The 24869-nt window shown below is 60.7% G+C and carries 26 protein-coding genes; 18 read left to right on the top strand and 8 right to left on the bottom strand.

Annotated elements, in window-relative coordinates; translation table 11 throughout:
• Nucleotides 1–134: 134 nt before the first annotated feature.
• The 5 genes from dnaA to mutM form a co-directional block, all read right to left on the bottom strand.
• Nucleotides 135–1610: a chromosomal replication initiator protein DnaA gene (gene dnaA / locus HCG46_RS14180; protein ID WP_022999148.1), complete on the bottom strand. Its 1476-nt coding sequence runs from the start codon at nucleotides 1608–1610 to the stop codon at nucleotides 135–137.
• A gap of 154 nt (nucleotides 1611–1764) precedes the next feature.
• Nucleotides 1765–2175, bottom strand: a complete 411-nt coding sequence (locus HCG46_RS14175; RefSeq protein WP_152504881.1) for a rhodanese-like domain-containing protein — start codon at nucleotides 2173–2175, stop codon at nucleotides 1765–1767.
• 674 nt (nucleotides 2176–2849) lie between these two features.
• Nucleotides 2850–3116 carry a 30S ribosomal protein S20 gene (gene rpsT / locus HCG46_RS14170; protein WP_022999146.1) on the bottom strand — a complete coding sequence of 89 codons (267 nt, stop codon included), beginning with the start codon at nucleotides 3114–3116 and terminating at the stop codon, nucleotides 2850–2852.
• Nucleotides 3117–3291: 175 nt separating this feature from the next.
• Nucleotides 3292–4065: an enoyl-CoA hydratase gene (locus tag HCG46_RS14165; protein WP_022999145.1), complete on the bottom strand. Its 774-nt coding sequence runs from the start codon at nucleotides 4063–4065 to the stop codon at nucleotides 3292–3294.
• A gap of 155 nt (nucleotides 4066–4220) precedes the next feature.
• Entirely contained in the window at nucleotides 4221–5114 is an 894-nt protein-coding gene (mutM, locus tag HCG46_RS14160; protein ID WP_075281761.1) for a bifunctional DNA-formamidopyrimidine glycosylase/DNA-(apurinic or apyrimidinic site) lyase, read from the bottom strand.
• A 241-nt stretch (nucleotides 5115–5355) separates the two neighbouring features.
• On the opposite strand from mutM, the gene ubiE reads away from it, so the two are divergent.
• Both ubiE and ubiB read left to right on the top strand, forming a co-directional pair.
• A complete protein-coding gene (gene ubiE, locus HCG46_RS14155) occupies nucleotides 5356–6159 on the top strand; it encodes a bifunctional demethylmenaquinone methyltransferase/2-methoxy-6-polyprenyl-1,4-benzoquinol methylase UbiE (RefSeq protein ID WP_022999142.1) in 804 nt (267 codons plus the stop codon).
• A gap of 3 nt (nucleotides 6160–6162) precedes the next feature.
• A complete protein-coding gene (gene ubiB, locus HCG46_RS14150) occupies nucleotides 6163–7743 on the top strand; it encodes a 2-polyprenylphenol 6-hydroxylase (RefSeq protein ID WP_168686549.1) in 1581 nt (526 codons plus the stop codon).
• A gap of 23 nt (nucleotides 7744–7766) precedes the next feature.
• Here the strand turns inward: ubiB and HCG46_RS14145 are convergent, their stop codons facing one another.
• The gene (locus HCG46_RS14145) at nucleotides 7767–8387 is read right to left on the bottom strand and encodes a GntR family transcriptional regulator (protein WP_168686548.1); all 621 of its coding nucleotides are present in this window, start codon (nucleotides 8385–8387) and stop codon (nucleotides 7767–7769) included.
• A gap of 82 nt (nucleotides 8388–8469) precedes the next feature.
• Here HCG46_RS14145 and HCG46_RS14140 point away from each other — a divergent pair, with 82 nt between their 5' ends.
• Nucleotides 8470–8940: an OsmC family protein gene (locus tag HCG46_RS14140; protein ID WP_168686547.1), complete on the top strand. Its 471-nt coding sequence runs from the start codon at nucleotides 8470–8472 to the stop codon at nucleotides 8938–8940.
• 4 nt (nucleotides 8941–8944) lie between these two features.
• Here the strand turns inward: HCG46_RS14140 and HCG46_RS14135 are convergent, their stop codons facing one another.
• Both HCG46_RS14135 and HCG46_RS14130 read right to left on the bottom strand, forming a co-directional pair.
• A complete protein-coding gene (locus HCG46_RS14135; RefSeq protein WP_168686703.1) occupies nucleotides 8945–9568 on the bottom strand; it encodes an alpha-ketoglutarate-dependent dioxygenase AlkB in 624 nt (207 codons plus the stop codon).
• Between the two features lie 18 nt (nucleotides 9569–9586).
• Complete coding sequence (locus HCG46_RS14130) at nucleotides 9587–10420, bottom strand: hypothetical protein (protein WP_168686546.1); 834 nt, start codon at nucleotides 10418–10420, stop codon at nucleotides 9587–9589.
• 355 nt (nucleotides 10421–10775) lie between these two features.
• Here HCG46_RS14130 and dnaK point away from each other — a divergent pair, with 355 nt between their 5' ends.
• From dnaK to HCG46_RS14055, 15 genes are all read left to right on the top strand, one after another.
• Nucleotides 10776–12698 (top strand): molecular chaperone DnaK, encoded by a 1923-nt coding sequence (gene dnaK / locus HCG46_RS14125; RefSeq protein WP_022999135.1) that lies wholly within the window; start codon nucleotides 10776–10778, stop codon nucleotides 12696–12698.
• A gap of 162 nt (nucleotides 12699–12860) precedes the next feature.
• The gene (dnaJ, locus tag HCG46_RS14120) at nucleotides 12861–13991 is read left to right on the top strand and encodes a molecular chaperone DnaJ (protein WP_168686545.1); all 1131 of its coding nucleotides are present in this window, start codon (nucleotides 12861–12863) and stop codon (nucleotides 13989–13991) included.
• Nucleotides 13992–14096: 105 nt separating this feature from the next.
• Nucleotides 14097–14759, top strand: coding sequence for an rRNA adenine N-6-methyltransferase family protein (locus HCG46_RS14115; protein WP_083660359.1), 663 nt, complete (start codon nucleotides 14097–14099; stop codon nucleotides 14757–14759).
• A 125-nt stretch (nucleotides 14760–14884) separates the two neighbouring features.
• Nucleotides 14885–15460 carry an NAD(P)H-dependent oxidoreductase gene (locus HCG46_RS14110; RefSeq protein ID WP_168686544.1) on the top strand — a complete coding sequence of 192 codons (576 nt, stop codon included), beginning with the start codon at nucleotides 14885–14887 and terminating at the stop codon, nucleotides 15458–15460.
• Nucleotides 15461–15634: 174 nt separating this feature from the next.
• Nucleotides 15635–16195, top strand: coding sequence for an ATP-dependent protease subunit HslV (gene hslV, locus HCG46_RS14105; protein ID WP_168686543.1), 561 nt, complete (start codon nucleotides 15635–15637; stop codon nucleotides 16193–16195).
• Nucleotides 16196–16201: 6 nt separating this feature from the next.
• Nucleotides 16202–16720: a GNAT family N-acetyltransferase gene (locus HCG46_RS14100; RefSeq protein WP_168686542.1), complete on the top strand. Its 519-nt coding sequence runs from the start codon at nucleotides 16202–16204 to the stop codon at nucleotides 16718–16720.
• 3 nt (nucleotides 16721–16723) lie between these two features.
• Nucleotides 16724–18028: an ATP-dependent protease ATPase subunit HslU gene (gene hslU / locus HCG46_RS14095; RefSeq protein WP_022999128.1), complete on the top strand. Its 1305-nt coding sequence runs from the start codon at nucleotides 16724–16726 to the stop codon at nucleotides 18026–18028.
• Between the two features lie 89 nt (nucleotides 18029–18117).
• Complete coding sequence (locus HCG46_RS14090) at nucleotides 18118–18612, top strand: universal stress protein (protein ID WP_031268712.1); 495 nt, start codon at nucleotides 18118–18120, stop codon at nucleotides 18610–18612.
• Between the two features lie 190 nt (nucleotides 18613–18802).
• Entirely contained in the window at nucleotides 18803–19360 is a 558-nt protein-coding gene (locus tag HCG46_RS14085) for a NifU family protein (RefSeq protein ID WP_031268711.1), read from the top strand.
• 165 nt (nucleotides 19361–19525) lie between these two features.
• Nucleotides 19526–20218, top strand: a complete 693-nt coding sequence (gene tsaB / locus HCG46_RS14080; protein ID WP_230057636.1) for a tRNA (adenosine(37)-N6)-threonylcarbamoyltransferase complex dimerization subunit type 1 TsaB — start codon at nucleotides 19526–19528, stop codon at nucleotides 20216–20218.
• Nucleotides 20215–20703 carry a ribosomal protein S18-alanine N-acetyltransferase gene (gene rimI, locus HCG46_RS14075; protein WP_022999124.1) on the top strand — a complete coding sequence of 163 codons (489 nt, stop codon included), beginning with the start codon at nucleotides 20215–20217 and terminating at the stop codon, nucleotides 20701–20703. The genes tsaB and rimI overlap by 4 nt, the downstream gene beginning before the upstream one ends.
• 54 nt (nucleotides 20704–20757) lie before the next feature.
• Nucleotides 20758–21207 carry a Fur family transcriptional regulator gene (locus tag HCG46_RS14070; protein WP_031268709.1) on the top strand — a complete coding sequence of 150 codons (450 nt, stop codon included), beginning with the start codon at nucleotides 20758–20760 and terminating at the stop codon, nucleotides 21205–21207.
• Entirely contained in the window at nucleotides 21200–22066 is an 867-nt protein-coding gene (locus tag HCG46_RS14065; protein ID WP_077291048.1) for a lysophospholipid acyltransferase family protein, read from the top strand. Before HCG46_RS14070 ends, HCG46_RS14065 begins: the two co-directional genes overlap by 8 nt.
• Nucleotides 22067–22300: 234 nt before the next feature.
• Nucleotides 22301–23716, top strand: coding sequence for a tRNA (N6-isopentenyl adenosine(37)-C2)-methylthiotransferase MiaB (miaB, locus tag HCG46_RS14060; RefSeq protein ID WP_286185392.1), 1416 nt, complete (start codon nucleotides 22301–22303; stop codon nucleotides 23714–23716).
• An 84-nt stretch (nucleotides 23717–23800) separates the two neighbouring features.
• Nucleotides 23801–24862: a PhoH family protein gene (locus HCG46_RS14055; RefSeq protein ID WP_022999120.1), complete on the top strand. Its 1062-nt coding sequence runs from the start codon at nucleotides 23801–23803 to the stop codon at nucleotides 24860–24862.
• The last annotated feature ends 7 nt before the right edge of the window (nucleotides 24863–24869 follow it).

Genomic DNA, 24869 nt, shown 5'->3' with positions numbered 1-24869 from the left:
CCCGAACGCCCCCAATTTTGGTAGAATATCGTGTATTTTAACCTTGGTTTAGCGCGATCCGGGATCAGGCTGGCGGATGCCCGTTTGAATTCAGGCAGGCATCCGCAAAAGGCCCGTTTCCGAAGCTTGCCGCCTCAGGCGTCAAGCATGCGCTTGAGCAGTTCCAGCTCCTGCGCCAGGGCATAGTCGGCACGCGCCATTTCCTCGATCTTGCGGACAGCGTGCAGAACCGTTGTGTGGTCCCGGTTGCCGAACCGGCGACCGATTTCCGGCAGCGAGCGCGGGGTCATCACCTTGGCAAGATACATGGCGATCTGGCGCGGGCGAACGATGGTCCGGGTACGCCGGGCCGACAGCAGATCCGCCTTGGTGACATTGTAGTGTTTGGAGACCACCCGCTGGATGTCCTCGATCTTCACCCGGCGCGGCTCGCTGGAGCGAACCAGGTCGCGCAGGGTCATCTCGGCCATTTCCTGCGTGATCGGCTGGTTGGTCAGCTGGTTGTGCGCGATCAGCCGGTTGAGCGCGCCTTCAAGGTCGCGGCCCGAGGAGGCAACATGGCGCGCGACGTAATCCAGCACTCCTTCCGGAACGTCGAACTGCGGGTAGGTCTTGCGGGCCGTATCGACGCGCGTGGCCAGGATGTTCCGGCGCAGTGCGAAATCCGGTTCCTGAATGCCGACCACCAGGCCGCCGGACAGGCGTGAACGGACACGGTCGTCGAGAGTATCAAGTTCGGACGGCGCGCGGTCTGCGGCCACGATCACCTGGCGGGCCCCGTCGATGAGGGCGTTGAGGGTGTGGCAGAACTCCTGCTGCACCTGCTTGCCGTGCAGGAACTGCATGTCGTCGATCAGCAGAAGATCGATCGTGCGCAGGTTCTCCTTGAAGGCCAGTGCGGACTGGGACTTCAGGGCGGCAACGAATTTGTACATGAAGTGCTCGGCCGTCAGGTAGAGCACCTTGCGACCGGACGCCCGTGCCTTTGCGGCCACGGCTTGCATCAGGTGGGTCTTGCCCAGACCGACGGAGGCATGCAGGTAAAGCGGATTGAATGTGACCGCGCCGCCGGCAGCAACCTGCCGGGCCGCAGCCAGGGCCAGATTGTTGGACTCGCCTTCGACAAAGGTCTCGAATGTGTATTTCGGATCGAGCGCCGCACCTTGCAGGACGTCACGAGCGTTGTCCGAGCTGGTCTCACCTCGGCCGAGAGCCGCGGTTGCCGCCTGGGCCCGGGTTACCTGTGCCGCGTCGGAAAGTGCGTCGGAACGGGTTTCTGCAGCCGCCGGCTTGCTGCCCTGGGGTGCTGCGAGGCTCGGCTTGGCAATCGGGGTCTGACGTGGGCGGATTGCGCCGCGTACCGTCAGTTCGATGCGGTGAACGTTGTCACATTCACGCTGCCAGAGACCCATCAGCTGATCGTTGTAATTGTTCTGAATCCACTGCTTCAAAAACCGGGTCGGAACAGACAGACGAACGGTGCCGTCCTGATGTTCCTCGAGGTCTACACGTGCAAACCAGCTGGTAAAAACATCATCGCCCAATTCTGCGCGAAGCTGCTTCTTCACCCGTTTCCACTGTTCGGAGCCGCCTGCCTCCTGAACCTGCATGTCATCTGCCTCCTGTATATGTGAAGAACAGTCCGCCACAGCCGTTCTTCGACGCCTTGCTGCTTTTGCAGCATTATAATGTCCCTTTTGGGACGGTTATTTATATGGCGAAGGAAAATCTCCCTTCACCTGACCCTGTCGATGGGCAGGGTAACTAACTTTGAATCCAGGGCAATCCGGCGGCCTTCCAGCCGGACTGGGTCCCACGGTGGCCATCCGGGCCGAGTGGGCCCTCGAAACCATCGGAGATATTGAAGCACTGCGTAAAGCCGGCCTGCGTCAGGGCGATCGCAGCTGCCTGGCTCCGTGCTCCGGAGCGGCACAAGAAATAGATTGGCGCGTTCCGGTCAAGTCCTTTTTTGACGAGAACATCAGAAACCGATTCCGCGAATGCCGGATTGGGTCCGGTCGACGGAAAGCTCTGCCATTCGGCCAGGATCGGCTCCTTGCCGAGCGGACGAAGGTCCGGCACCCCGACAAAGGACCATTCGGCCTGTGTGCGCACGTCGACAAGAGTTGCTTCCTGCTGCTCGGCAAGACCGTCAAAGGCCTCCTGCGCAGTCACATTTCCTGCATATCCACCCTGAAATTGCAAAGCCGCCCCCTTCAATAGCGTGACGCTATTGATCAAAAGTATTCTTCAAGATTTTCTTGAGAAAGAAGTAGGTTACTTCAGGCTAAATGCCTGAGTGTTCGAATACGCTAACGTATTCATTCCGTGAACTGGATTTGATGTGCTCAGCGATGGTCCGGTTTAACTTTTTCATTGTTTTCCAAGCACCGTTTTTAAGTTGGTCGCTGGTCTTACCCGCCAGCCGTATTGTTAATATACAGACCGCGACCGAAGGGGCAACAGCGGGTTTTTGCGAATGGCGGAAAGTGCCGGTTTCTCCCCCCGCGTCACTGTGTTTTTGGCCCCTGCTGGCGAGCGAGCAAATGTGTTTTACCGCAATGACTTTTCGCTCTGAAGTGCCCTGTCACATTTCAAAAACAACAATTTCAAAAAAAATTTCGGAACTGATAGCTTGACTCGTATCGAATCCGGATTGATCACCTTCTCTCAATGGTACATGTGCGTAAATATCTGAAAAATAAACGTTTTTCCTGACACTATTATACTCGGTAGAAATTGCAATATTGCGCGTATGAGTTGTCAAATTTCGTCATCCACAAAATTGCGTGGCTAAAAAAAACCCGGCACTGTGGCCGGGTCTTTTTAACGGTCGTATGACGGCTCGGTTACGCGCTGAGTGCCTTGATACGGGCATTGAGGCGGGAAACCTTCCGGGAGGCCGTGTTGGCATGCATCGTGCCTTTGCCGGCAGCGCGCATGATTTCCGGCTGCGCAACCTTGAAGGCTTCGTTTGCAGCGGCCTGATCGCCGGAAGCAATTGCCTCCTCAACCTTGCGCAGGAACGTGCGCACGCGGCTGCGGCGGTCTTTGTTCGTGGCCGTCCGGCGGGCAATCTTGCGGGCCGCCTTCTTGGCCGATGGTGTGTTGGCCATGGGCTCTATCCTGATCGGTAATTGGGACTAGTGTCCGGTGGCGATCGGGACAAGGGAGCCAAAGCTGCAAGACCCGATCAAAAAACAACGGCGGCGGAAAACCGCCACCGATTGGGCGCTGCTTATAATCGCGCTTTCGGACGCCGTCAACGGCTTTATCGTTGAACGCCGTAGTTTATTTGTTCCGGAACTGCGGCGTACGTTTCTCGGTGAAGGCGCTCATGCCTTCGTTCTGGTCTTCCAGGGCAAAGAGGGCCTGGAACACGCGCCGTTCGAAGCGAACGCCTTCCGACAGGGTGGTTTCATAGGCGCGGTCGACACTTTCCTTGGCCATCATGACGACAGGCAGAGAGAAATCGGCGATCTTTTCAGCGGCCTTCAGCGCTTCTTCAAGCAGGTCGTCCGCCGGTACGATGCGGCTGACGAGACCGCTGCGCTCGGCTTCTTCCGCGTCCATCATCCGGCCGGTCAGGACCATTTCCATGGCTTTGGACTTGCCGACGAACCGCGTCAGACGCTGGGTGCCGCCGGCACCCGGAATAACGCCGAGCGTGATTTCCGGCTGGCCGAACTTGGCCGTGTCCGCGGCAATGATGAAGTCGCACAGCATGGCCAGCTCGCAGCCGCCGCCAAGCGCATATCCCGCCACGGCGGCGATGATCGGCTTGCGGTTGCGCGATACCCGGTCGAAGGGCGTGATCAGGTCCGTCTGATAGGCGGACGAAAAATTGTGCGGCTGCATTTCCTTGATGTCGGCACCGGCAGCAAAGGCCTTTTCCGAGCCGGTGATGACGATACAGCCGATCCGCTCGTCCGCATCGAACCCGTCAAGCGCCGTGCCGAGTTCGGCAACCAGGGCCGAATTGAGTGCATTCAAGGCTTTCGGCCGATCGAGAGTGATCAGACCGACTTTTCCGCGTTTTTCGACGCGGATGTTCTCATATCCCATGTTGCCCGCTCCCAGTGCTGGAAACCGCGGCGGGCCGGATGACCAGGTCTTTCTCGAGCCCGGCTCCTGGTGCCTGCGGTTTCCTGGACGTGTACTTCACCGGCAATGCCTACCCGAGGTCGGGCGGGTCTGGCAAGCTTGACCGATAGGACAAGTCAGCTCTGGCAGGCCGGGCAGTGGAAGGTTGACCGGTTGGACTGGACCAGCCGGGCGACGGTGCCCTTGCAGCCTGGTGTCCGGCAGGCCTGGCCTTCGCGGTCGTAGACGGCAAACGAGTGTTGAAAGTAGCCAAGTGTGCCGTCTGCCTGGGTGTGATCGCGCAGCGAGGACCCGCCCGCCCGGATGGCGTCTTCCAGGGTGGCGCGGATATTGGCGGCCAGTTCTTCCGCCTTTTTTGTCGGCTTGCCTGTTTTCGTCACCAGCGTGCCGGCAGCCCGTTCCGGGCTGAGCCCGGTGCGCCAGAGCGCTTCGCACACATATATGTTGCCGAGGCCCGCAATCAGTTTCTGGTTGAGCAGGGCCGCCTTCAGCGGCGTCTTCCGGCCATTGAAAAGCCGCGCCAGTGTTTCGCCGCCAAGGTCGTTGCCGAGAGGCTCCAGGCCGAGCTCACGGAAAAAGGGATGGTCTGCGAGCACGGGACGGGCAATGAGATCCATGAAGCCGAACCGGCGCGGGTCGTTGTAGACGATCCGGGCTCGCCCGCCGTCAACGGTCTCCAGATGGAAGACGACGTGGTCGTGTTTGGGGTCTTTGCTGCGCGCATGGGCAAAAGCGCCTGGCGTATCCGCGGAAAGATCGTTTTCGATCCGGAACGATCCAGACATGCCAAGGTGCATGACCAGCACATCGCCGCTGTCGACATCGCCCAACAGGTATTTCGACCGGCGAGACAGCACGGTCAGCCTTCGTCCGGTCAATCGGTCGGCGAAACCGTCCGGAAAAGGAAAGCGCAGGTCCGGCCGGTTCTGGTCGACCTTGGCAATCAGAGCCCCTTCGAAAGTGGGGGCAAGGCCGCGCTTGACGGTTTCGACTTCCGGGAGTTCGGGCATGAGAGGTCTGGTATCCGCTGTCATGGCAGGCTATAGGCCTGCGGCATATGGTTTTTGGTGGCCGGCACAGATAGCGCTCGCCAATGGCTTGTACTATGGTCCGGCGCACTTTGAAGATAGTTTCGAAACGGCAATCCGCCAGCTCTTTCAACAGGTGGCTTGTCCAACGGGTAAGAAGTGATCGAACCCGCCGCCGCCCGGCAGTCTTGTCGCGGCGCGGGGTGATCTTGGAGGCGCTTTCATGACGCAACAGGCACAGGGGCATTCGGCCAGGTCGAACCGCGCACCGGAAGAAATGCCGACCAGTTTCGGCTTTACCAAGGTTGCCGAAGGGCAAAAGCAGGCACTGGTGGACGATGTGTTTCACAAGGTTGCCGAGCGCTACGACCTCATGAACGACCTCATGTCCGGCGGCCTTCACCGGGTCTGGAAGGATGCCATGGTCTCGTTCCTGGCACCGCCCAAGACAGCTGCCTCCAACTGGCGGCTGCTGGATGTGGCCGGCGGAACCGGCGACATCGCCACCCGCGTGGTTCGCCGGTCCAACGACACGGCCCGTGCCGTGGTGTGCGACATCAACGAAAGCATGCTCGGCGTCGGCCGCGACCGGGCCGAAAAGGCCGGTCTGTCGGATCTCATCACCTTCAGCCAGGGCAATGCCGAGGAGCTGCCGTTTCCCGACAAGAGTTTCGATGCCTATACGATCGCATTCGGCATCCGCAACGTCCCGGATATTCCCAAGGCACTGCGGGAAGCGCGCAGGGTCCTGAAGCGGGGTGGCCGCTTCATGTGTCTGGAATTCTCCGAAGTCGACGTGCCGATGCTCGACAAGGTCTATGACACCTTTTCCTTCAACGCGATCCCGGCCATGGGCCGCTGGGTGACAGGGGACGGTGACCCTTACAAGTATCTGGTGGAATCGATCCGTAATTTCCCGAACCAGGAACGCTTTGCGGACATGATCCGCGAAGCCGGGTTCGAGCGTGTCGGCTACCGCAACTATTCCGGCGGTATCGCCGCCCTGCATTACGGCTGGAAACTCTGATACATGGCCCTTCCCGTGATGCCTTTTCTCCGTCTGGCGCGGGCGGGTTTCGTGATGGCGCGCGAGGGCGTTTTCGGCCTCGTTTCGCTTCCGGACCTGCCGGCCGGGCCTCGGTTCGCCATTGCCATGGCGCGGCTTCTGGAGCGCCGGTCGGTTCGCAACAAGCGGGCAGACCTTCGCCTGTCCGACGCGCTGAACAAGCTTGGACCGTCCTATGTGAAGCTTGGCCAGTTCCTGGCGACCCGGGCCGATGTAGTCGGCAAGGAAGCCGCACGCGAACTGTCAGCCCTTCAGGACCGGTTGCCGGCGTTCGATCATGATGCGGCCTGCGCCGCGGTAGCCGAGCAGCTCGGCAAGCCGCTCGATGAGGTCTTCGTGTCGTTCGGCGAAGCCGTTGCCGCCGCCTCGATTGCCCAGGTTCATCCCGCCGTGATCCTCGATCAGGACGGCACGGAGCGAAAGGTTGCGGTCAAGGTGCTGCGGCCGGGCGTTTCCCGCCGCTTCCAGCGCGATCTCGAAAGCTACTACCTCGTCGCCCGCCTGGCCGAACGGTTCCATCCGCCCTCGCGGCGCCTTCGGCCGGTCGCGGTCGTGGACACGCTGGCCCAGTCGGTCGCGATGGAAATGGACTTCCGTCTGGAGGCCGCGGCCCTGTCGGAAATGGCCGAGAACACCGCTGACGATCCGGGGTTCCGCGTTCCGGCTGTCGAGTGGCTGCGCACCGCCAAGGGCGTGTTGACAATGGAATGGATCGACGGCCGCAAGATGTCGGACGTCGAGGGCCTCAAGGAAGATGGCCATGACCTGGAAGCGCTTGGGGCTGCCGTCATCCAGAGCTTCCTGCGCCACACGCTGCGCGACGGCTTCTTTCATGCAGACATGCACCAGGGCAATCTCTTCGTTGAGCCCGACGGCACCCTGGTTGCAGTCGACTTCGGCATCATCGGCCGTCTCAACAAGCGCGAACGCCGGTTTCTGGCAGAAATTCTGTTCGGCTTCATCACCCGCAACTACAGACGGGTGGCGGAGGTGCATTTCGAGGCCGGCTATGTGCCCGCGCATCAGGATGTCGACATGTTCGCCCAGGCGATCCGTGCCATCGGCGAGCCGATCCACGGTCACGATGCCAGCGAAATCTCCATGGCCCGCCTGCTGACCCAGCTGTTCGAAGTGACGGAACTCTTCGAGATGAGCACCCAGACCCAGCTGATCATGTTGCAGAAGACCATGGTTGTGGTCGAAGGCGTGGCGCGTTCGCTCAATCCCAATCTCGACATGTGGCGGACGGCGGAACCCGTTGTCGGCACCTGGATCAAGGACAACCTTGGTCCGGTCGGAAAACTGCGTGATGCCGGTGATGCACTGTCGGCACTGGCGCGCATTGCCAACGACATGCCGCTCTTTGCCGACAGGATCGGTCGGATGTCGGAAGAGCTGGAAAGGATGACACAGGGCGGCCTCAGGTTCGACGACGGGACCGCCGAAGCAATTGGCCGTGCAGAGGCGCGTCACACCCGCTCGGGGCGGGCTGCCTTGTGGGTCATTGCAGCCTGTGCGGTTGTGGCGACCTACATGCTTTTCTGAGGTTCGGTTGGCACTTTGAAGGTTCAGCCGGGCATTGCGTCCAGCAATGTCTGCCGCGCGTCCGCGATATGGCGGGCCAGAATGTCTGCCGCCTGGTCTTCCGCGCGTGATTTCATCGCTGCCACCAGCTCTTCATGGTCCTTCAGCCACCTGTCGGTGAGCGTCGGCAGGACGCCGTAGCCGGCAATGTGAATGCGGCAGGTCCGCCGAAGACCCTCGATCATCGCCAGCTCTCTTGGACGTCTTGCAGGCATATAAAGGCTCTTGTGAAAGGCCCAGTCGCCGTCGGCCCACCGGTCGGTTGCCGCGTCGATGCTGGAGTGGGCAAGGGCTGCTCCGATCTTCACAAGATCGTCTGCTTCCAGCCGCCGGATTGATTGCCGCAGGCAATCGGTCTCCAGAAGCACGCGCAGATGGTAGACCTCATCAATCTCCGCGGGGGTAAGGCTGATCACTCGAGCCCGTCGATTGCGCTCAAGGTCGATCAGGCCCCGTGCAGCCATCAGCTGCAGGGCGTCGCGCACGGGAATGCGACTGACCGAAAAGCGGGCAGCAAGCTCTCCCTGTTTCAGTTCCTCACCCGGCCGGAAGATCCCGGAGACGATATCGGTTTCAAGCGTGGCTGCGATTTTTTCTGCGGACATGGCGCCTCCCGAAATTTCCAATAGAGCCTTGACAGCAGCCTGTAAATCAAAAATGTATAAATGTATACATTTCGGAGGAAGCATGAGCAAAGAGCACGGCTACACATCCCTCATCCACTGGACGGGAAACCGGGGCGAGGGGACGAAGAGCTACAGGTCCTATGACCGAACCTGGGAGATACGAACACCTGGAAAGCCTCCGGTTTCCTGTTCGAACGACCCGCTACTGGGCGGAAATCCCGCGCTCCACAATCCGGAGGACTTGCTCCTGTCCTCCCTGGCGAGCTGCCATATGCTCTGGTACCTGCATCTGGCAAGCGATGCAGGCATTGCCGTCATGGGATACGAGGACGCGCCGGAAGCGACGGGGGAAACCGAGCCCTCGGGTGCTGGCCGTTTTCTGCGCGCTGTGCTGAAGCCGGTCATCACCGTGCCTAAGGGCACGGACCTGGCAACGGCCGATGCGATCCACCACGAGATCCACAAGGTCTGCTTCATCGCCCGCTCGGTGAATTTTCCGGTGAGCTTCGAGGCAACCTACGTGGAAACGTAGGAATTCAGGGCGGAGTGACGCGCCGAAGGGTCAGGTTGATCCGGCCGCCGTTTTTCAGAAGCGTCGAAGTTCCCTTCAACACGCGGTCGATGCCGTGAAAGGCCAGTCGCGCCTCACCGCTGAGTACGACGACGTCACCGGATTGAAGGCGGAAGGATTTGGTCGGATCCTTCCTGTTCACGCCGCCAACACGGAAGGTCGCAGTGTCTCCCAGGGAAACCGAGACGACCGGGGCTTCGAACATCTGTTCATCCCTGTCCTGGTGCAGACCCATGCGGGCGCTGGGATCATAGAAATTGATCAGGCAGGCTTCGGGTGGTGGCGCCGTTCCGGCAACGTCCTTCCACAGGTGCGTCAAGGCATCCGGCATGGCTGGCCATGGCCGGCCGGTTTCGGGGTGCGCCGGCTGGTAGCGATAGCCTCGGATATCCGACACCCAGCCGAGCGGCCCGCAGTTGCTCATGCGCACCGAAAAGGGCTTTCCGGTTTTCGGCATTACCGGCTGGAACAAGGGCGCTTCGGCAACGATCGCGCGAATGTGTGCCAGGAGCTGTTCCTGGCCCTCGCGGTCGAAATAACCCGGCAGATAATAAAGCCCGCTCAGGCCGTTTATGGGAATTTCCTGCATGGTCATTGTCGCCGGTCGTCAGTCGCCCCCGCCGCAACCGCTGCAGCCGGAGCTGCCACCGCCGCCTCCGTCACCGCTGCTGCTGGTACCGCAGCCTGAGCTGCACCCGGAAGAACTTCCACCGGTCGATTTCTTGAAGAGGATGATCAGCACCACGGCGATGATAAACAGGGAAATCAGGAATTCGGCCGTGTGCATGGTGGCCCAGTGCCAGACCATGTTGCGCAGTCGCTCGATGAGGGTATCGCCTTGCGCCTCGCCATGGGCAAAGGCCAGCCTGGTGCCCAGAAGAAGTGACATGGCGGCCAGCAGGGCGCAGTGGACGGCGGTGGGCGCATTCGCAACCTTCCCGGCAAGTCTTGCGACCTGGCTCGGCCAGTCCGGCTTGCGGATGATCCACACATCCTGCGCATTCACGCGGACAAAGCCCGGCGCCTTGCCGAACCGGATTTCCTCCGGTGGCCAGATGTCCACAGGCGGGTCGCCGAATTCCGACCGGTAGAGCCGGAGCGTTCTTGCATAGGCCTGCTGGAACCGGACTTCCTGTTCCGGGCCGCCCTTTGTCGGCATGTGATGCAGTGGACCTTCGAGCGCTTCCTTGAATGGGCCCCAGTAATGTCTGGTGTAGGTCAGATGCAGATGCCAGGCCTGGTCCACTTCGTCGCTCGGCGTCACGATGCCTTCACCAAGCCGACTGAGATAGGCAAACCGCAGATATTCGACAACGACCCGTCCCGCAAAGCTTTTGCTCCAGCCATTGTCTCGGGCAAGGCGCGCGGAGAACGGGAAATCCGCTTCCACATCGTCCGGGTGGCAGGCTTGAAGCCGATTCCAGAGGCTGGGATCTTGCAATTCGGATCTCCTTTCCGCGTTGCCATTGCGGTGACGGGGCGATGTTAACCGTATTGTCCGCAAGGTTTGAGCAAAACCTCGCCTTCATGTGCCGATTGCATGTGGAATTCGCAAAGCTGACAATGCTGGTAACGATCTGGGAAGAAATATCGGCGAAGAACGGAAGGTCTGTGAAATGTCAGTGGACAGATGTCTTGCAGGCAAAGTTTCATCCACCTATATAGCGGTCAAGCTTCGCGCCAAATCATGAGCCTAGCGTTCTGGCGCGATGTCCGGGGGAACCCGGAACCCAACTGAGAGGAGCCGGAATGACGCCTTTTTGGGTCTATCCGGTTTGCTAGAAAGAGAGGCAGATATGGCAAAGGTCATTGGTATCGACCTCGGCACGACGAACTCGTGCGTCGCCGTCATGGACGGCAAGGATTCCAAGGTAATTGAAAACGCAGAAGGCGCCCGCACCACCCCGTCGATGGTGGCCTTCTCCGACGATGGCGAGCGTCTCGTCGGCCAGCCGGCAAAACGCCAGGCGGTCACGAACCCGACCAACACCCTTTTTGCAGTCAAGCGCCTGATCGGTCGCCGGTACAGCGATCCGACCGTCGACAAGGACAAGAAGCTTGTCCCGTTCGAAATCGTCAAGGCCGACAATGGCGACGCATGGGTGGAAGCCAACGGCGACAAATACTCCCCGTCCCAGGTGTCCGCTTTCATCCTTCAGAAGATGAAGGAAACCGCGGAGAGCTATCTCGGCGAAAAAGTGACCCAGGCGGTCATCACCGTTCCGGCATACTTCAACGACGCGCAGCGCCAGGCAACCAAGGATGCCGGCAAGATCGCGGGTCTTGAAGTCCTGCGCATCATCAACGAGCCGACGGCAGCAGCGCTTGCCTACGGTCTCGACAAGAACGACGGTAAAACCATCGCGGTCTACGACCTTGGTGGCGGTACGTTCGACGTTTCCGTCCTGGAAATCGGCGACGGTGTCTTCGAAGTGAAGTCCACCAACGGCGACACCTTCCTCGGCGGTGAAGACTTCGACATGGTTCTCGTCGACTACCTCGCGTCCGAGTTCAAGAAGGACCAGGGCATCGACCTGAAGAACGACAAGCTGGCCCTGCAGCGCCTGAAGGAAGCTGCGGAAAAGGCGAAGATCGAACTGTCGTCCTCTTCCCAGACCGAAATCAACCTGCCGTTCATCACGGCGGACGCTTCCGGTCCGAAGCACCTGACGCTGAAACTCACCCGCGCCAAGTTCGAGTCGCTGGTTGAAGATCTGGTCAAGCGCACCATTGAGCCGATGAAAGCCGCTCTGAAGGACGCAGGTCTTGCTCCCGGTGAAATCGACGAAGTGGTTCTGGTCGGCGGCATGACCCGCATGCCGAAGATCCAGGAAACCGTGAAGACCTTCTTCGGCAAGGACCCGCACAAGGGTGTGAACCCGGACGAAGTCGTGGCCATGGGCGCTGCGATCCAGGCCGGCGTTCTGCAGGGCGACGTCAAGGACGTGCTGCTGCTCGACGTGACCCCGCTGTCGCTCGGCATCGAAACGCTTGGCGGTGTCTTCACCCGTCTGATCGATCGCAACACGACGATCCCGACCAAGAAGAGCCAGGTGTTCTCGACCGCTGAAGACAATCAGACGGCCGTGACCATCCGCGTCTTCCAGGGTGAGCGCGAAATGGCTGCGGACAACAAGATCCTCGGTCAGTTCGACCTGGTCGGCCTGCCGCCGGCACCGCGCGGCGTTCCGCAGATCGAAGTCACCTTCGACATCGACGCCAACGGTATCGTCAACGTGTCCGCGAAGGACAAGGGCACCGGCAAGGAACAGCAGATCCGCATTCAGGCCTCCGGCGGCCTCAGCGACAGCGACATCGACCAGATGATCAAGGACGCTGAATCCCACGCCGATGAGGACAAGAAGCGGAAGGAACTGGTGGAAGCCAAGAACCAGGGTGAATCTCTGGTCCATTCCACCGACAAGTCCCTGAAGGACTACGGCGACAAGGTTTCCGAGGACGACAAGTCCGCGATCGAGACCGCGCTCGCCTCCCTGAAGTCTGCTCTTGAAGGTGAAGACCTGGAAGACATCAAGGCCAAGACCCAGGCTCTGGCAGAAGCTTCCATGAAACTTGGCGAAGCCATGTATCAGGCAGCTCAGGCTGACGCCCAGGCAGAAGACGGCGAGGAAGCCGATCCGAAAGCCAAGGCCGAAGACGATGTCGTTGATGCGGATTTTGAAGAAGTCAAAGAAGACGACGACAAAAAATCCGCATAACCGAAAAATACCAGCCAGCCGTGTTCCGGCTGGCTGGTCCAATCCTGGCGCCGGTCGCTCGACTGCCTGATGAAAGGGCACTTGTGCGCGGCGCCTTCGCCGTAATTGGCGCCGGCATTTGCCAGGCCGCCAGCGGTGCAACAACAAGACCGGAAGATCTTGATGTCGAAACGTGATTTCTATGAGGTGCTGGGTGTTTCGCGTGAGGCGGACGAAAAAGCGCTGAAAAGCGCCTACCGCAAGATGGCCATGCAATTTCACCCGGACCGCAATCCGGGCGACGAGGCCGCCGAAGCCAAGTTCAAGGAAGTCAACGAGGCCTATGACACGCTGAAGGACAGCCAGAAGCGTGCGGCCTATGACCGTTTCGGCCATGCGGCCTTCGAAAACGGTGGTTTTGGCGGCGGCGGTGCCGGTGCCCACGACTTTTCCTCCACCATGTCCGATATCTTCGAGGAATTCTTCGGCATGGGTGGCGGCGGTGGCCGCCGGTCGGGCGGACGCGAACGTGGCGCGGACCTGCGCTACAATCTGGATATCACGCTGGAGGATGCCTTCACCGGAAAGACGGTGGAGATAGAGGTTCCCACCAGCGTTACCTGCGACGATTGCTCCGGTTCGGGCGCAAAGCCCGGAACCAGCCCGACGACCTGCCGCACCTGTGGCGGGGCAGGCCGCGTGCGTGCCGCGCAGGGCTTCTTCACGCTGGAACGCACCTGTCCGAGCTGTCAGGGACGCGGCCAGGTGATTACCGATCCGTGCGAAAGCTGTAGCGGCTCCGGACGCAAGACCCAGGAGCGCACGCTGTCGGTCAACATTCCGGCCGGTATCGAGGACGGAACCCGTATTCGGCTGGCAGGTGAAGGTGAAGCAGGCGTGCGCGGTGGCCCCGCGGGCGATCTCTATATCTTCCTCTCCATAAGGCCGCACGAGCTTTTCCAGCGCGATGGCGCCGATCTTTACTGCCGCGTGCCGATTTCCATGTCGACCGCGACCCTGGGTGGTCAGTTCGACGTGCCGACGGTCGAAGGGGCGACCAGCCGCGTGAAGGTGCCTGAAGGCACCCAGACCGGAAAGCAGTTCCGGTTGCGCGGCAAGGGCATGCCGATCATGCGTTCCAGCCAGCACGGCGACATGTATATTCAGGTCACGGTCGAAACACCGACCAATCTGACCCGGCGCCAACGTGAGCTTCTGGCGGAATTCGAGAAGGAATCCTCCGGTGAAAACCACCCGGAATCGGCTGGGTTTTTCTCCAAGGTGAAGGATTTCATCGATAATCTCGGTGCATAAGCAGTCTGCAAAGGGTGACGTATGCGTGCAATATGTGCGCTTGCCCATGGCATCTTATTGCAATCACTCCTATATTCCCCGCGTGGGGGATGTGAGTGAGGAAAGATGCTGAAACGCAATAGCTCGCGCCGGGAAGCTTTTCGGGAAAAGCTTGAGAAGGCAAGTGCCGTTCGGGCGAAGGTGCTCGATGAAGTCAAATTCATCCGTTCCTGGGCTCAGAACCCGCTTCGAACCGGTGCCGTCGCCCCTTCCGGGCCAGAGCTCGCCGCCAAGATGGCGTCCTTTCTGACACCGCGTCCCCATTCAAGGGTTGTGGAACTCGGACCGGGAACCGGCGTCGTCACGAAGGCGATTCTGGACCGTGGATTTTCCTCCCAGCAGCTCAGGCTCATCGAGTATTGCCCGGAATTTTGCGAACTGCTGACCCGCAGATACCCCGGCCTGAAAATTGTCCAGGGTGATGCCTACGCCCTTGGCGCCACTCTCTCGCGCGCCGGCGATACGCTGTCGGCTGCGGAAGACCAGCGCCATTCGCTTGACGGCATCGTCTCGTCCCTGCCGCTGCTGACGCGACCGGAAACGGTCCGCAAGGCGCTGCTGGCGGAAGCTCTGGAAATTCTGAAACCGGGCGCGCCCTTCATCCAGTTTTCCTACGGGCTGGTCGCTCCGGTTAAGCCGGACAACCGCTCTGTCTCCGTCTTCAGTTCGGACTGGGTCTGGAAAAACCTGCCTCCGGCACGCGTCTGGGTTTACCGCAAGGCCCATTGAGGGCTCAGACGGCAGGGGACAGCGGGCAGGAAGCACTCCCATTTCCCGAAAAGCGCCTTAAACTTGCTCTCAGGCGGTTCACCGCGGTGCCACGCGCGAGCCGGACACTTGTAGGGTAGGTTCTGATGCGCAATCCGAAGATCCTCGTTTGCTCGGGCTCGGTCCGAAGCGGTTCCTTCAACGGCAGACTGACGGCGCTGGCCGCCAAGAAACTTGCGATCCTGGATGCTCAGGTGACGCATCTGTCGCTGAAAGACTATCCGTTGCCGATCTACGACGGCGATCTGGAGGATACGAATGGCGTTCCGGAAAATGCCAGGAAACTCAAACGCTTGTTCCTGGCGCAGGATGGCATTTTTCTGTCCTGTCCGGAATATAACGCCGGCATCTCGCCGCTGCTGAAAAACACCCTGGACTGGGTCAGCCGCGTGAAGGAACCGGGCGATCCCTACAAGACCAAGGTCTTTGCACTCGGTGCAGCTTCGACCGGCGCGTTCGGCGGCATGCGCGGTCTGATCGGCATGCGCACCATTCTGGAAGTCGGCCTTGGAGCAATGGTCCTGCCGCAGATGGTGGCCGTACCCAAGGCGGCGGGCGCGTTCGACGACAAGGGCGAACTTTCCGATGAACGGGCAGGCGGCCAGCTCGACAAGCTGGTGGACGCACTTTTGCGGGCAACCCGGATCGAGATGTCGCACTGAGGCTTCGAATTGCCGGCAGAAATCGCCCTGAAATTGTGTGTCTTGAGCCGATTTCGGCCGGCTTCATAGCCGGGTTTAACAGGGCCGCATCCCATTGACTGCTTGGAAATACCGGATTTGCCGCCTACATAGGGCGGCAGACAAGATGACCATGAAGATTGCCAAGAGGATTGAATGAGCGAAACGCGCGAACCGGCCCAGTGGCACGGTACGACGATCATGATGGTGCGCAAGGGTGGCAAGGTGGTGATCGCCGGTGACGGCCAGGTCTCCCTCGGCCAGACCGTGATCAAGCACACCGCCCGCAAGGTACGCCTGCTGGCCAAGGGCGAGGTTATTGCCGGTTTTGCCGGCGCAACCGCCGATGCCTTCACCCTGTTCGAGCGCCTTGAAGCGAAGCTGGAACAGTACCCCGGCCAGCTGATGCGCGCCTGCGTGGAACTTGCCAAGGACTGGCGGACCGACCGCTATCTGCGCCGACTGGAAGCGATGATGCTGGTGGCCGACAAGAACGTGTCGCTGGTGCTGACCGGTACCGGCGACGTTCTGGAGCCCGAAGGGGGCGTCATGGGTATCGGGTCTGGCGGCAACTATGCACTTGCGGCCGGACGTGCCCTGGCAGATACCGACTTTGACGCAGAAACCATAGCCCGCAAGGCGATGGCGGTTGCGGCGGAAATCTGCGTTTACACAAACGCCAGCGTGACGGTCGAGTCGCTGGATACGTCCGAGTAAGGGCCGATGATTTCGTTTCGCCCCGTCACCGCCGACGATTTGCCCACGTTGGCGAGTTGGTTGGCGCGGCCGCACTGGCGGCAATGGTGGGGCGATCCGGACGAAGAGTTGAGCAACATCCGGGACATGGTCGAAGGCAGGGATACGACCCGGCCTTTCATCTTTCAGGAAGACGGCACCGACAAGGGCTATATCCAGGTCTGGTGTGTCGGCGATCAGCAGGGAAGCGCATTTGCGGCGGATTATCCCTGGCTGGAGCGGCTGCCGGCAGAGGCTGTCGGTGTCGACCTCTCGATTGCATTCGAGGAAGATCTGTCCCGGGGACTTGGAACTAGAACTTTGCAGGCGTTTGTCCGCCAGTTGCGCGAGGAAGGTCACGAGCGGATCATCATCGATCCGGATCCGGCCAATCTCAGGGCCCTGAAGGCCTATCGCAAGGCGGGCTTTCAGGAGATCGAAGCGCTTCTGGGACGCACCGGCGACTGCCTGCTGATGGAACTCGTAAGTAAAGAAGGCGTGTCTTAAACAATGTCCGATTTTTCTCCGCGTGAGATCGTTTCCGAACTCGACCGCTACATCGTCGGCCAGAAAGATGCCAAGCGCGCGGTCGCAATTGCATTGCGCAACCGCTGGCGCCGCCAGCAGCTGCAAGGCCAGATGCGCGAGGAAGTTCTGCCGAAGAACATCCTGATGATCGGCCCGACCGGCGTCGGCAAGACCGAGATTTCCCGCCGTCTGGCAAAGCTCGCAAATGCCCCCTTCACCAAGGTGGAAGCCACCAAGTTCACAGAGGTCGGCTATGTCGGCCGCGACGTGGAGCAGATCGTCCGTGATCTGGTGGAAGCCGGCATTACGCTGGTGCGCGACCAGAAGCGCGAAGCGGTGAAGGCCAAGGCACACATGCTGGCCGAGGAACGCGTGCTGGATGCGCTGGTCGGCAAGAACGCAAGCCCGGCAACCCGGGACAGCTTCCGCACCAAGCTGCGCAATGGCGAGATGGACGAGAAGGAAATCGAGGTCGAGGTCCGGGCCCAGGCACAGATGCCGAGCTTTGATCTGCCGGGTATGCCGGGTGCCAGCGTCGGGGTGATGAATGTCTCCGATCTGCTGGGCAAGGCGTTCGGCGGCCAGACCAAGACCAAACGCACCACCGTTCGCGACAGCTACCAGCTCCTGATCAACGAGGAATCTGACAAGCTGCTCGACGACGACAAGGTGGTGGAAGAAGCAATCTCACTTGTCGAGAATTCCGGCATCGTCTTTTTGGACGAGATCGACAAGATCTGTGCCCGTGAAGGCCGTGCGGGAGCCGATGTCTCTCGTGAAGGCGTGCAGCGCGACCTGCTGCCGCTGATCGAAGGAACAGTCGTCTCCACCAAGCACGGACCGGTCAAGACCGACCACATCCTGTTCATCGCTTCCGGTGCATTCCACGTCGCAAAGCCTTCGGACCTTTTGCCGGAACTGCAGGGCCGCCTGCCGATCCGGGTCGAGCTGCGTGCGCTCGACAAGGACGATTTCCGCGCGATCCTGACCGAACCGGAAGCCAGCCTCATCAAGCAGTATGTGGCGCTGATGGAAACGGAAAAGGTCACGCTGAACTTCACAGAGGATGCCATCGACGAGATCGCCTCGATTGCGGTTGATCTCAATGCCTCTGTCGAGAACATCGGTGCCCGCCGTCTGCAGACGGTGATGGAGCGCATTCTCGACGAGATTTCCTTCACGGCGCCGGACCGTCCGGGTGAAGAGGTGGAGATCACGGGCAAATTCGTTCGCGACAACATCGGCGACCTTGCCAAGAACGTCGACCTGTCGAAGTTCATCCTCTAGGAGGCATGCGGAAAGACACCGGTTGAGCGCTTCGTGCGCGGCGATTTCGCCGCTTGCGGAGTGCGCGGACCGGTGGCAGCATGCGGCCCATGGTAGCTATCAGAAAAAGCAACGAGGAAGGCCACCGCCGGAAGTTTCTGGTCGTGGTCGACGAGACGCCCGAATGTGACCGGGCGATCGTATATGCCGCGAAACGGGCGGCCCGGACCGGCGGCGTCGTGACGCTGGTCTTCATCATTGCGCCTGGCGACTTCCAGCATTGGCTGGGGGTTGAAGACATCATGCGGGCGGAAGCCCAGGAAGAAGCCGAGGCAGCGCTTGCGAAAGCCGCCGAGCGCGTGCGGTCCGTTGCCCGTACCGAACCGGAATCGGTGGTGCGGGAAGGGACAAAGGCCGAGGAGATCATGGAGCTGATCGAGGCGGATGCCGACATCGCGATCCTGATCCTGGCCGCCAGCACGGGCTCTGAAGGGCCGGGACCGCTGGTGTCGTCGATTGCCGGAAAATCCGCGGGAACCTTCCCCATTCCAGTGACGATCGTGCCGGGTAACCTGGATGATGATTCCATCGCCGCGCTGGCTTGACGAGCGATCGCAGGGCGGCCGGATTCAAGAAGACGGCTTGACCAGGCAGGATCTGCACCTATCTAGTTTTTAACGGTTCCAAACTGCCGAGAGATACGTTAGAAACATTCATCGGCGTTTTGCGATGGAGGTGAGGCGCAAAACGAAGCCGGCAACATGGGCGCGACCTGAAGCGCAAGGACGAGACAAGATGTTCATTCAAACCGAAGCCACTCCCAATCCGGCGACACTGAAATTCCTGCCGGGACGGGTTGTCCTGCCGGAGGGAACCTACGATTTCCGCTCCAGGACCGACGCCGGGGTGTCGCCTCTTGCACAGAAACTGTTCGACGTGCCGGGCGTGGTCGCGGTCTTCTTCGGCCACGACTTCGTGACCGTGACCAAGGACGAAACCGACTGGCAGCACATGAAACCCGCCATCCTGGGCGTGATCATGGAGCAGTTCATGTCCGGACAGCCGGTCATGGCCACCAGCGAAGCGGAAAATATCGAGGAAGGCGAATTCTTCGAGGCAGGGGACGCGGACACCGTCAGCACCATCAAGGAACTCCTGGAAACCCGGGTGCGTCCGGCTGTGGCGCAGGATGGTGGCGACATCACCTTCAAGGGCTTCAAGGAAGGCGTGGTCTATCTGTCCATGCGCGGCGCCTGCGCCGGCTGCCCGTCATCCACGGCAACACTGCAGCACGGCATCCAGAACCTGCTGCGTCACTTCGTTCCGGAAGTCGAGGAAGTCCGCCCGATCTGATCGGAGCATTCCTGAAGAATTTCAAAGGCCCGGCCTCTTGTCCGGGCCTTTAATATTTTCGACTCCCATTCTTTGTGGAAGGCAAGCCCCCCTTTGGACTTAGGTCCAAAGCCCCGCTCGACTCGCGGGCCGGGGCGGGGTAGTGGCATGTGGGACACGAAAACCATGAGCCAAACCGGAATGCGCGTCCTCGCCATCGATACAGCCCTTGCCAATTGCGCCGCCGCCGTTCTCGACGACGGTGTCGAAACCGCGTGTTTCGAGGCGTGCGGCGAGGAGATCGGCCGCGGCCATGCCGAGAAGCTGATGGACATGATCGGTGAGGTCATGGCCGAGTCGTCCACCACCTTTTCCGAGCTTGACCGCGTTGCCGTGACCATCGGACCCGGCAGCTTTACCGGCCTTCGCGTCGGACTGGCGGTTGCCCGCGGCTTTGGTCTCGTGCTCGGGAAGCCGGTTGTCGGCGTAACGACCCTGGCAGCCATTGCCCGTTCCGCCGTGCCGGGAGATGATGGCGGTCCCGTGCTGGTGGCGCTGACAGGAAAGGCAGACGAGGTCTACTGCCAGCTTTATCATGCGTCCGGCACCGCTGCCGATGAAGCCGGTGTCCGCACCATCGCAGATCTTGCGGCGAACCTGCCCAAGGACATAAGATTGGCAGGATCGGCATCGGAAAAAATCGCGATGGAGCTTGAGCTTCCGGAAAGCGCGATATTGTCCCGCAGCACTTTCCCGGGTATTCGGGATGTCGCGGAACTGGGGATCTCCGCCGATCCTTCGAGGTCATCCCCTTCGCCACTCTATTTGCGGCCGCCCGATGCGACGCCGCAAACGAAGGGAAGGATAGAACGGCAATGAGCTTTTGGTGGTTCTGGACCCAGCCGCCGGTGATAGAAGAGGCGCTGGACGAGGATCTACCGAAGATTGCCGACATCCACGCGCTTTGTTTCAAGCACAAATGGAATACGGACGAGCTTGCGCGGATGAAAGCGCATGCGGGGACGATGTTTCTGGTGGCACGCCGGGCGAGCCCCTATGGCACGCGCGCACCGCTTGGTTTCCTGATCGTGCGCACCGTTGCCGACGAAGCCGAGGTCATCACCATTGCGGTTCACCCGCGCCAGCGCGGCCGCGGCATCGGCAAGAAGCTGATGGAAGCCGGCCTGTTTCGGCTCTACGGTGAACGTTGCAAACACCTTTTTCTGGAAGTGGACGCAGCCAACGAACCGGCTCTGCTGCTGTACCGGGCGCTCGGCTTCAAGGAAGTCGGCAGCCGCAAAGGCTATTACAGCGACAGTGGAGGAGACGGCACCGCGCTTGTCATGCGCGTCGATCTTGGTTAAGCGCTGTAGCGGAAACGGATACGGTATCGGAAACAGACAGCGGACGGCATCGCAATGGCGGAAGAGCGGCAATCAACGCTAGCGGACTTGTGCATCGAAAAAGGTATGCGCATGACCGAACAGCGTCGCGTCATTGCCTCCGTCATCGAAGCCGCGTCCGACGAGCACCCGGACGTTGAGGAACTCTACCGCCGCTCCGTGGCGATCGATCCCGGCATTTCCATTTCGACGGTCTATCGTACGGTGAAGCTGTTCGAGGACGCCGGCATGATCGAACGGCACGATTTTCGTGACGGTCGGTCGCGTTATGAAACCGTTCCGGACGAGCATCACGACCATCTGATCGATCTGCGCTCCGGCCAGGTCATCGAATTCCGCAACGAGGAAATCGAGGCCTTGCAGGAATTCATCGCCAAGAAGCTGGGTTACCGTCTGGTCGATCACCGGCTGGAACTTTATGGCGTCCCACTCGATGTCCCGAAGGATAATCAGGGCGATGGCTGAGCTCAAGGCCGGGGTTATCATCTTCCTTCTGACGCTGGTCTCGCTGGTGCTGATCCCGCTTCAGTGGCTGGCGGTGAAGCTCGGGCTGAAGATGCAGCGAAAACTGCCCCAGCTCTGGCACCGGATCGCCACCCGGCTCGTGGGGATCAAGATCGAGCAGATCGGGGCCCCGGCAGTGGACCGGCCATTGCTGATCGCCTCCAACCACGCATCCTGGGTCGATATCACCGTGGTCGGCTCGCTGATGCCTCTCTCCTTCATCGCCAAGTCCGAGGTTTCCGGCTGGCCCATTTTCGGTCTGTTCGCCAAGCTTCAGCGCACGGTGTTCGTCAATCGCACCCGGCGCACGGAAACCGCCCAGGTTGCCGATGCCATCGCCGTTCGCATGGCTGCCGGCGACGCGATGGTCCTGTTTGCCGAAGGTACCTCCAACGACGGCAATTGCGTCCTGCCGTTTCGCTCGGCCCTACTGGGCGCCGCCACCCGTGCGGTCGGCGAGGACGAAACCTCGAAAGTCTGGGTGCAGCCGCTTTCGGTCGCCTATCAGGGCTTCTACGGCCTGCCGATGGGCCGGGCCCATCGGCCGCATGTCGCCTGGTATGGCGATATGGAACTCGCCGGCCATCTGTGGGGCATCTTTTCGCGCGGCGCGCTCGACGTGGTGGTGCGCTGGGGCGAGCCGGTTCTGGTTGACCGGACAACGGACCGGAAAGCCCTGACCCGCCGTCTGGAAACGGAGGTTCGGGCCATGACGATAGCCTCGCTGCTGCAAAAGCCGGTCGACACCGAAGATTTCAGCGAAATCGAGACACTCGAGTTCTTCTCAAACGCGGAAAAAACCGCTAAAGCTGGCGCCTGAATTTGCAAGGTGCCGTCCGCCGCCGGTCTCAGGCGCGGGTCCCGGGCATGAAGGACGGATCGATCCTGTGCCTGTGCCGGGTGAACTGCCCGATGAAGGTACCGACATTCACGACATCCGGCCGCCTGAAAAAGGCCAGCGTATCAAGGCCATGAGGAGCCCCACGAGGAGCGAATGACAAGCCGCCCTGAACAAGACATGGAAACGAACGTCACCGCCGTTTCCGCCGCCGATATGACAGACGCCCGCAAGGGCGGAAACACCCGCAAGGTGTTCGTGCGTACCTATGGCTGCCAGATGAACGTCTACGACAGCGAGCGCATGACCGATGTGCTGGCACCGGAAGGATTCGAGGCGACGGACGATCTGGAAGACGCGGATCTTGTCATTCTGAACACCTGCCATATTCGTGAAAAGGCTGCCGAGAAAGTCTATTCGGAGCTTGGCCGCATCCGCAAGGTCAAGGAAGAGCGGGCAAAATCCGGCAAGGACATGATGGTGGGTGTCGCCGGCTGCGTTGCGCAGGCGGAGGGCGAGGAAATTTCTCGCCGGGCTCCGATTGTTGATCTTGTGGTGGGCCCGCAGAGCTATCATCAGCTGCCGTCCCTTCTGGAAAAGGCCCGCGCAGGCTCCAAGGTTGTCGAGACCGAGTTTGATATCGACGCCAAGTTCAATCACCTGTCGGAACGTGCCGAAAAGCAGGTTCTCAAACGCCCGCCATCCGCCTTCCTGACCGTGCAGGAAGGCTGCGACAAGTTCTGCACCTTCTGCGTCGTTCCCTACACGCGCGGGGCCGAAGTCTCCCGCTCTGTCGAACAGATCGTCAGCGAAGCCGAACGCATGGCCGCGGCCGGGGTACGCGAGATCACGCTGCTGGGCCAGAACGTTAACGCGTATCACGGCACATCGCCGGATGGTGCCGTCTGGGGTCTTGGCCGGTTGCTGCGTCGTCTGGCGGAAATCGACGGTCTGGACCGGCTGCGCTACACCACCAGCCATCCGCGCGATATGGATGATGACCTGATCGAGGCGCATCGGGACCTGAAAAGCCTGATGCCGTATCTGCACCTGCCGGTGCAGTCCGGGTCCGACAAGATCCTGAAGGCGATGAACCGCCGGCACACGCGCGATGAGTATTTCCGCCTGATCGACCGCATTCGCGACGTATCTCCCGACATTGCGCTCTCAGGCGATTTCATCGTCGGTTTCCCGGGCGAGAGCGACCAGGATTTCGAAGACACGATGGATCTGATTCGACAGGTCGGCTACGGCTCGGCCTTCTCGTTCAAATACAGTTCCAGGCCCGGTACGCCCGGCGCGACCATGGACGAACAGGTGCCGGAGGACGTCAAGTCCGCACGGCTGGCCGCGCTTCAGGCGCTGGTTGCCGAGCAGCAGAAGGCGTTCAACGCCTCGCGTCTGGGCATGACCTGCGATGTGCTTCTGGAGAAGACCGGCCGCAATCCCGGACAGCTGGTCGGCAAGTCGCCGTGGTTGCAGCCGGTGCAGCTGGATGCACCTGAAGACCTCATCGGGTCGATACAAGCGGTGGAAATCGTCGACATCGGGTCCAATTCCCTGTTCGGGCGGCTGATTGCGGGGCAAGATGATCTTGGAAGGTCCGGACGCATCCCGGCTCCGGCGGCCTAAAGGAGACGTCATTTGACGCGCGACAGCCACTCTTCATCCCGCAAGTCTTCGGTACAATCCTCTGCGGCCGGTTCGGCCTCCGACATGACCCATATTGTTCTTGCCTTTGAAGATAACCGGCTGATCGGAGATCTGTTTGGGCAATTCGACCAGAACCTTGCGCTGATCGAGCAGCGCCTCGGCATCGACGCGATTGCCCGGGGCAACCAGGTGACACTGAAAGGCAGCCAGGTTGGCTGCGCCCAGGCGCGCACGGCTCTGGAAGCCATGTATCAGCGTTTGCTGCAGGGGCAGGAAATCCACCCGGGTGATGTCGATGGCGCGCTGCGCATGGCAGCGGCTGCGGAAGCGCAGCTGCCGTTGCCGACGCTGGAGCCGAAGTCCCGGCTGGCCTTCGCCCAGATCGCGACCCGCCGGAAAACGATCGTCGCCCGCACACCGACCCAGGATGCCTATATCCGGTCGATGGATCGGGCCGACCTGATTTTCGGAACCGGCCCGGCCGGTACCGGCAAGACCTTTCTGGCGGTTGCCTATGCAGCAGCTCTTCTGGAGCGCGGCGATGTGGCCCGACTGATCCTGTCCCGTCCTGCCGTGGAAGCCGGTGAGCGCCTCGGCTTCCTGCCGGGTGAAATGAAGGACAAGGTCGATCCGTACCTGCGGCCGATCTACGATGCGCTTTACGAGATGATGCCGGCCGAGAAGGTCGATCGTGGCTTGCAGTCCGGCATGATTGAAGTGGCGCCGCTCGCCTTCATGCGCGGCCGCACGCTCTCCAACGCGGTGGTCCTGCTTGATGAGGCGCAGAACACGACCTCCATGCAGATGAAGATGTTCCTGACGCGTCTTGGGGAAGGCTCGAAGATGATCGTCACCGGCGATCCGAGCCAGATCGACCTGCCGTCAGGACAGATGTCCGGTCTGCGCGAAGCGCTGGGGCTTTTGACGGACATTCCTGAAGTTGCCCATATCCGCTTCAACGAGAAGGACGTTGTCCGTCACGAGCTGGTCGGACGGATCGTGACCGCTTACGACAACGCCTCTCGGGAAGAATCGGAAGCGCGCGAGCGCCGCTTTGCCGAGCGACAACGTGGTGCGGACCGCGACGGTGCCTCTGCGCGCCCTCGTGAAGCCGCAAATTCCTGAAAAGCCC

Source organism: Labrenzia sp. PO1, from assembly GCF_012273635.1.
Classification (GTDB): Bacteria; Pseudomonadota; Alphaproteobacteria; order Rhizobiales; family Stappiaceae; genus Roseibium; species Roseibium algicola.
The sequence above is the reverse complement of the archived record's forward strand: the minus strand, read 5'-3'. Positions and strand labels throughout refer to the sequence as shown.

What these genes read in the sequence shown, in the direction of transcription:
- HCG46_RS14065 (WP_077291048.1), top strand. Translation starts at nt 21,200, where the DNA reads ATGGCTGAGCTCAAGGCCGGGGTTATCATCTTCCTTCTGACGCTGGTC.
- ubiB (WP_168686549.1), top strand. Translation starts at nt 6,163, where the DNA reads ATGGCCCTTCCCGTGATGCCTTTTCTCCGTCTGGCGCGGGCGGGTTTC.
- HCG46_RS14100 (WP_168686542.1), top strand. Translation starts at nt 16,202, where the DNA reads ATGATTTCGTTTCGCCCCGTCACCGCCGACGATTTGCCCACGTTGGCG.
- dnaA (WP_022999148.1), bottom strand. Translation starts at nt 1,610, where the DNA reads ATGCAGGTTCAGGAGGCAGGCGGCTCCGAACAGTGGAAACGGGTGAAG.
- dnaK (WP_022999135.1), top strand. Translation starts at nt 10,776, where the DNA reads ATGGCAAAGGTCATTGGTATCGACCTCGGCACGACGAACTCGTGCGTC.
- miaB (WP_286185392.1), top strand. Translation starts at nt 22,301, where the DNA reads ATGACAGACGCCCGCAAGGGCGGAAACACCCGCAAGGTGTTCGTGCGT.
- HCG46_RS14110 (WP_168686544.1), top strand. Translation starts at nt 14,885, where the DNA reads ATGCGCAATCCGAAGATCCTCGTTTGCTCGGGCTCGGTCCGAAGCGGT.
- HCG46_RS14145 (WP_168686548.1), bottom strand. Translation starts at nt 8,387, where the DNA reads ATGTCCGCAGAAAAAATCGCAGCCACGCTTGAAACCGATATCGTCTCC.
- rpsT (WP_022999146.1), bottom strand. Translation starts at nt 3,116, where the DNA reads ATGGCCAACACACCATCGGCCAAGAAGGCGGCCCGCAAGATTGCCCGC.
- rimI (WP_022999124.1), top strand. Translation starts at nt 20,215, where the DNA reads ATGAGCTTTTGGTGGTTCTGGACCCAGCCGCCGGTGATAGAAGAGGCG.
- hslV (WP_168686543.1), top strand. Translation starts at nt 15,635, where the DNA reads ATGAGCGAAACGCGCGAACCGGCCCAGTGGCACGGTACGACGATCATG.
- HCG46_RS14085 (WP_031268711.1), top strand. Translation starts at nt 18,803, where the DNA reads ATGTTCATTCAAACCGAAGCCACTCCCAATCCGGCGACACTGAAATTC.
- HCG46_RS14070 (WP_031268709.1), top strand. Translation starts at nt 20,758, where the DNA reads ATGGCGGAAGAGCGGCAATCAACGCTAGCGGACTTGTGCATCGAAAAA.
- mutM (WP_075281761.1), bottom strand. Translation starts at nt 5,114, where the DNA reads ATGCCCGAACTCCCGGAAGTCGAAACCGTCAAGCGCGGCCTTGCCCCC.
- tsaB (WP_230057636.1), top strand. Translation starts at nt 19,526, where the DNA reads ATGAGCCAAACCGGAATGCGCGTCCTCGCCATCGATACAGCCCTTGCC.
- ubiE (WP_022999142.1), top strand. Translation starts at nt 5,356, where the DNA reads ATGACGCAACAGGCACAGGGGCATTCGGCCAGGTCGAACCGCGCACCG.
- HCG46_RS14165 (WP_022999145.1), bottom strand. Translation starts at nt 4,065, where the DNA reads ATGGGATATGAGAACATCCGCGTCGAAAAACGCGGAAAAGTCGGTCTG.
- HCG46_RS14135 (WP_168686703.1), bottom strand. Translation starts at nt 9,568, where the DNA reads ATGCAGGAAATTCCCATAAACGGCCTGAGCGGGCTTTATTATCTGCCG.
- HCG46_RS14140 (WP_168686547.1), top strand. Translation starts at nt 8,470, where the DNA reads ATGAGCAAAGAGCACGGCTACACATCCCTCATCCACTGGACGGGAAAC.
- hslU (WP_022999128.1), top strand. Translation starts at nt 16,724, where the DNA reads ATGTCCGATTTTTCTCCGCGTGAGATCGTTTCCGAACTCGACCGCTAC.
- HCG46_RS14055 (WP_022999120.1), top strand. Translation starts at nt 23,801, where the DNA reads ATGACCCATATTGTTCTTGCCTTTGAAGATAACCGGCTGATCGGAGAT.
- dnaJ (WP_168686545.1), top strand. Translation starts at nt 12,861, where the DNA reads ATGTCGAAACGTGATTTCTATGAGGTGCTGGGTGTTTCGCGTGAGGCG.
- HCG46_RS14090 (WP_031268712.1), top strand. Translation starts at nt 18,118, where the DNA reads ATGGTAGCTATCAGAAAAAGCAACGAGGAAGGCCACCGCCGGAAGTTT.
- HCG46_RS14115 (WP_083660359.1), top strand. Translation starts at nt 14,097, where the DNA reads ATGCTGAAACGCAATAGCTCGCGCCGGGAAGCTTTTCGGGAAAAGCTT.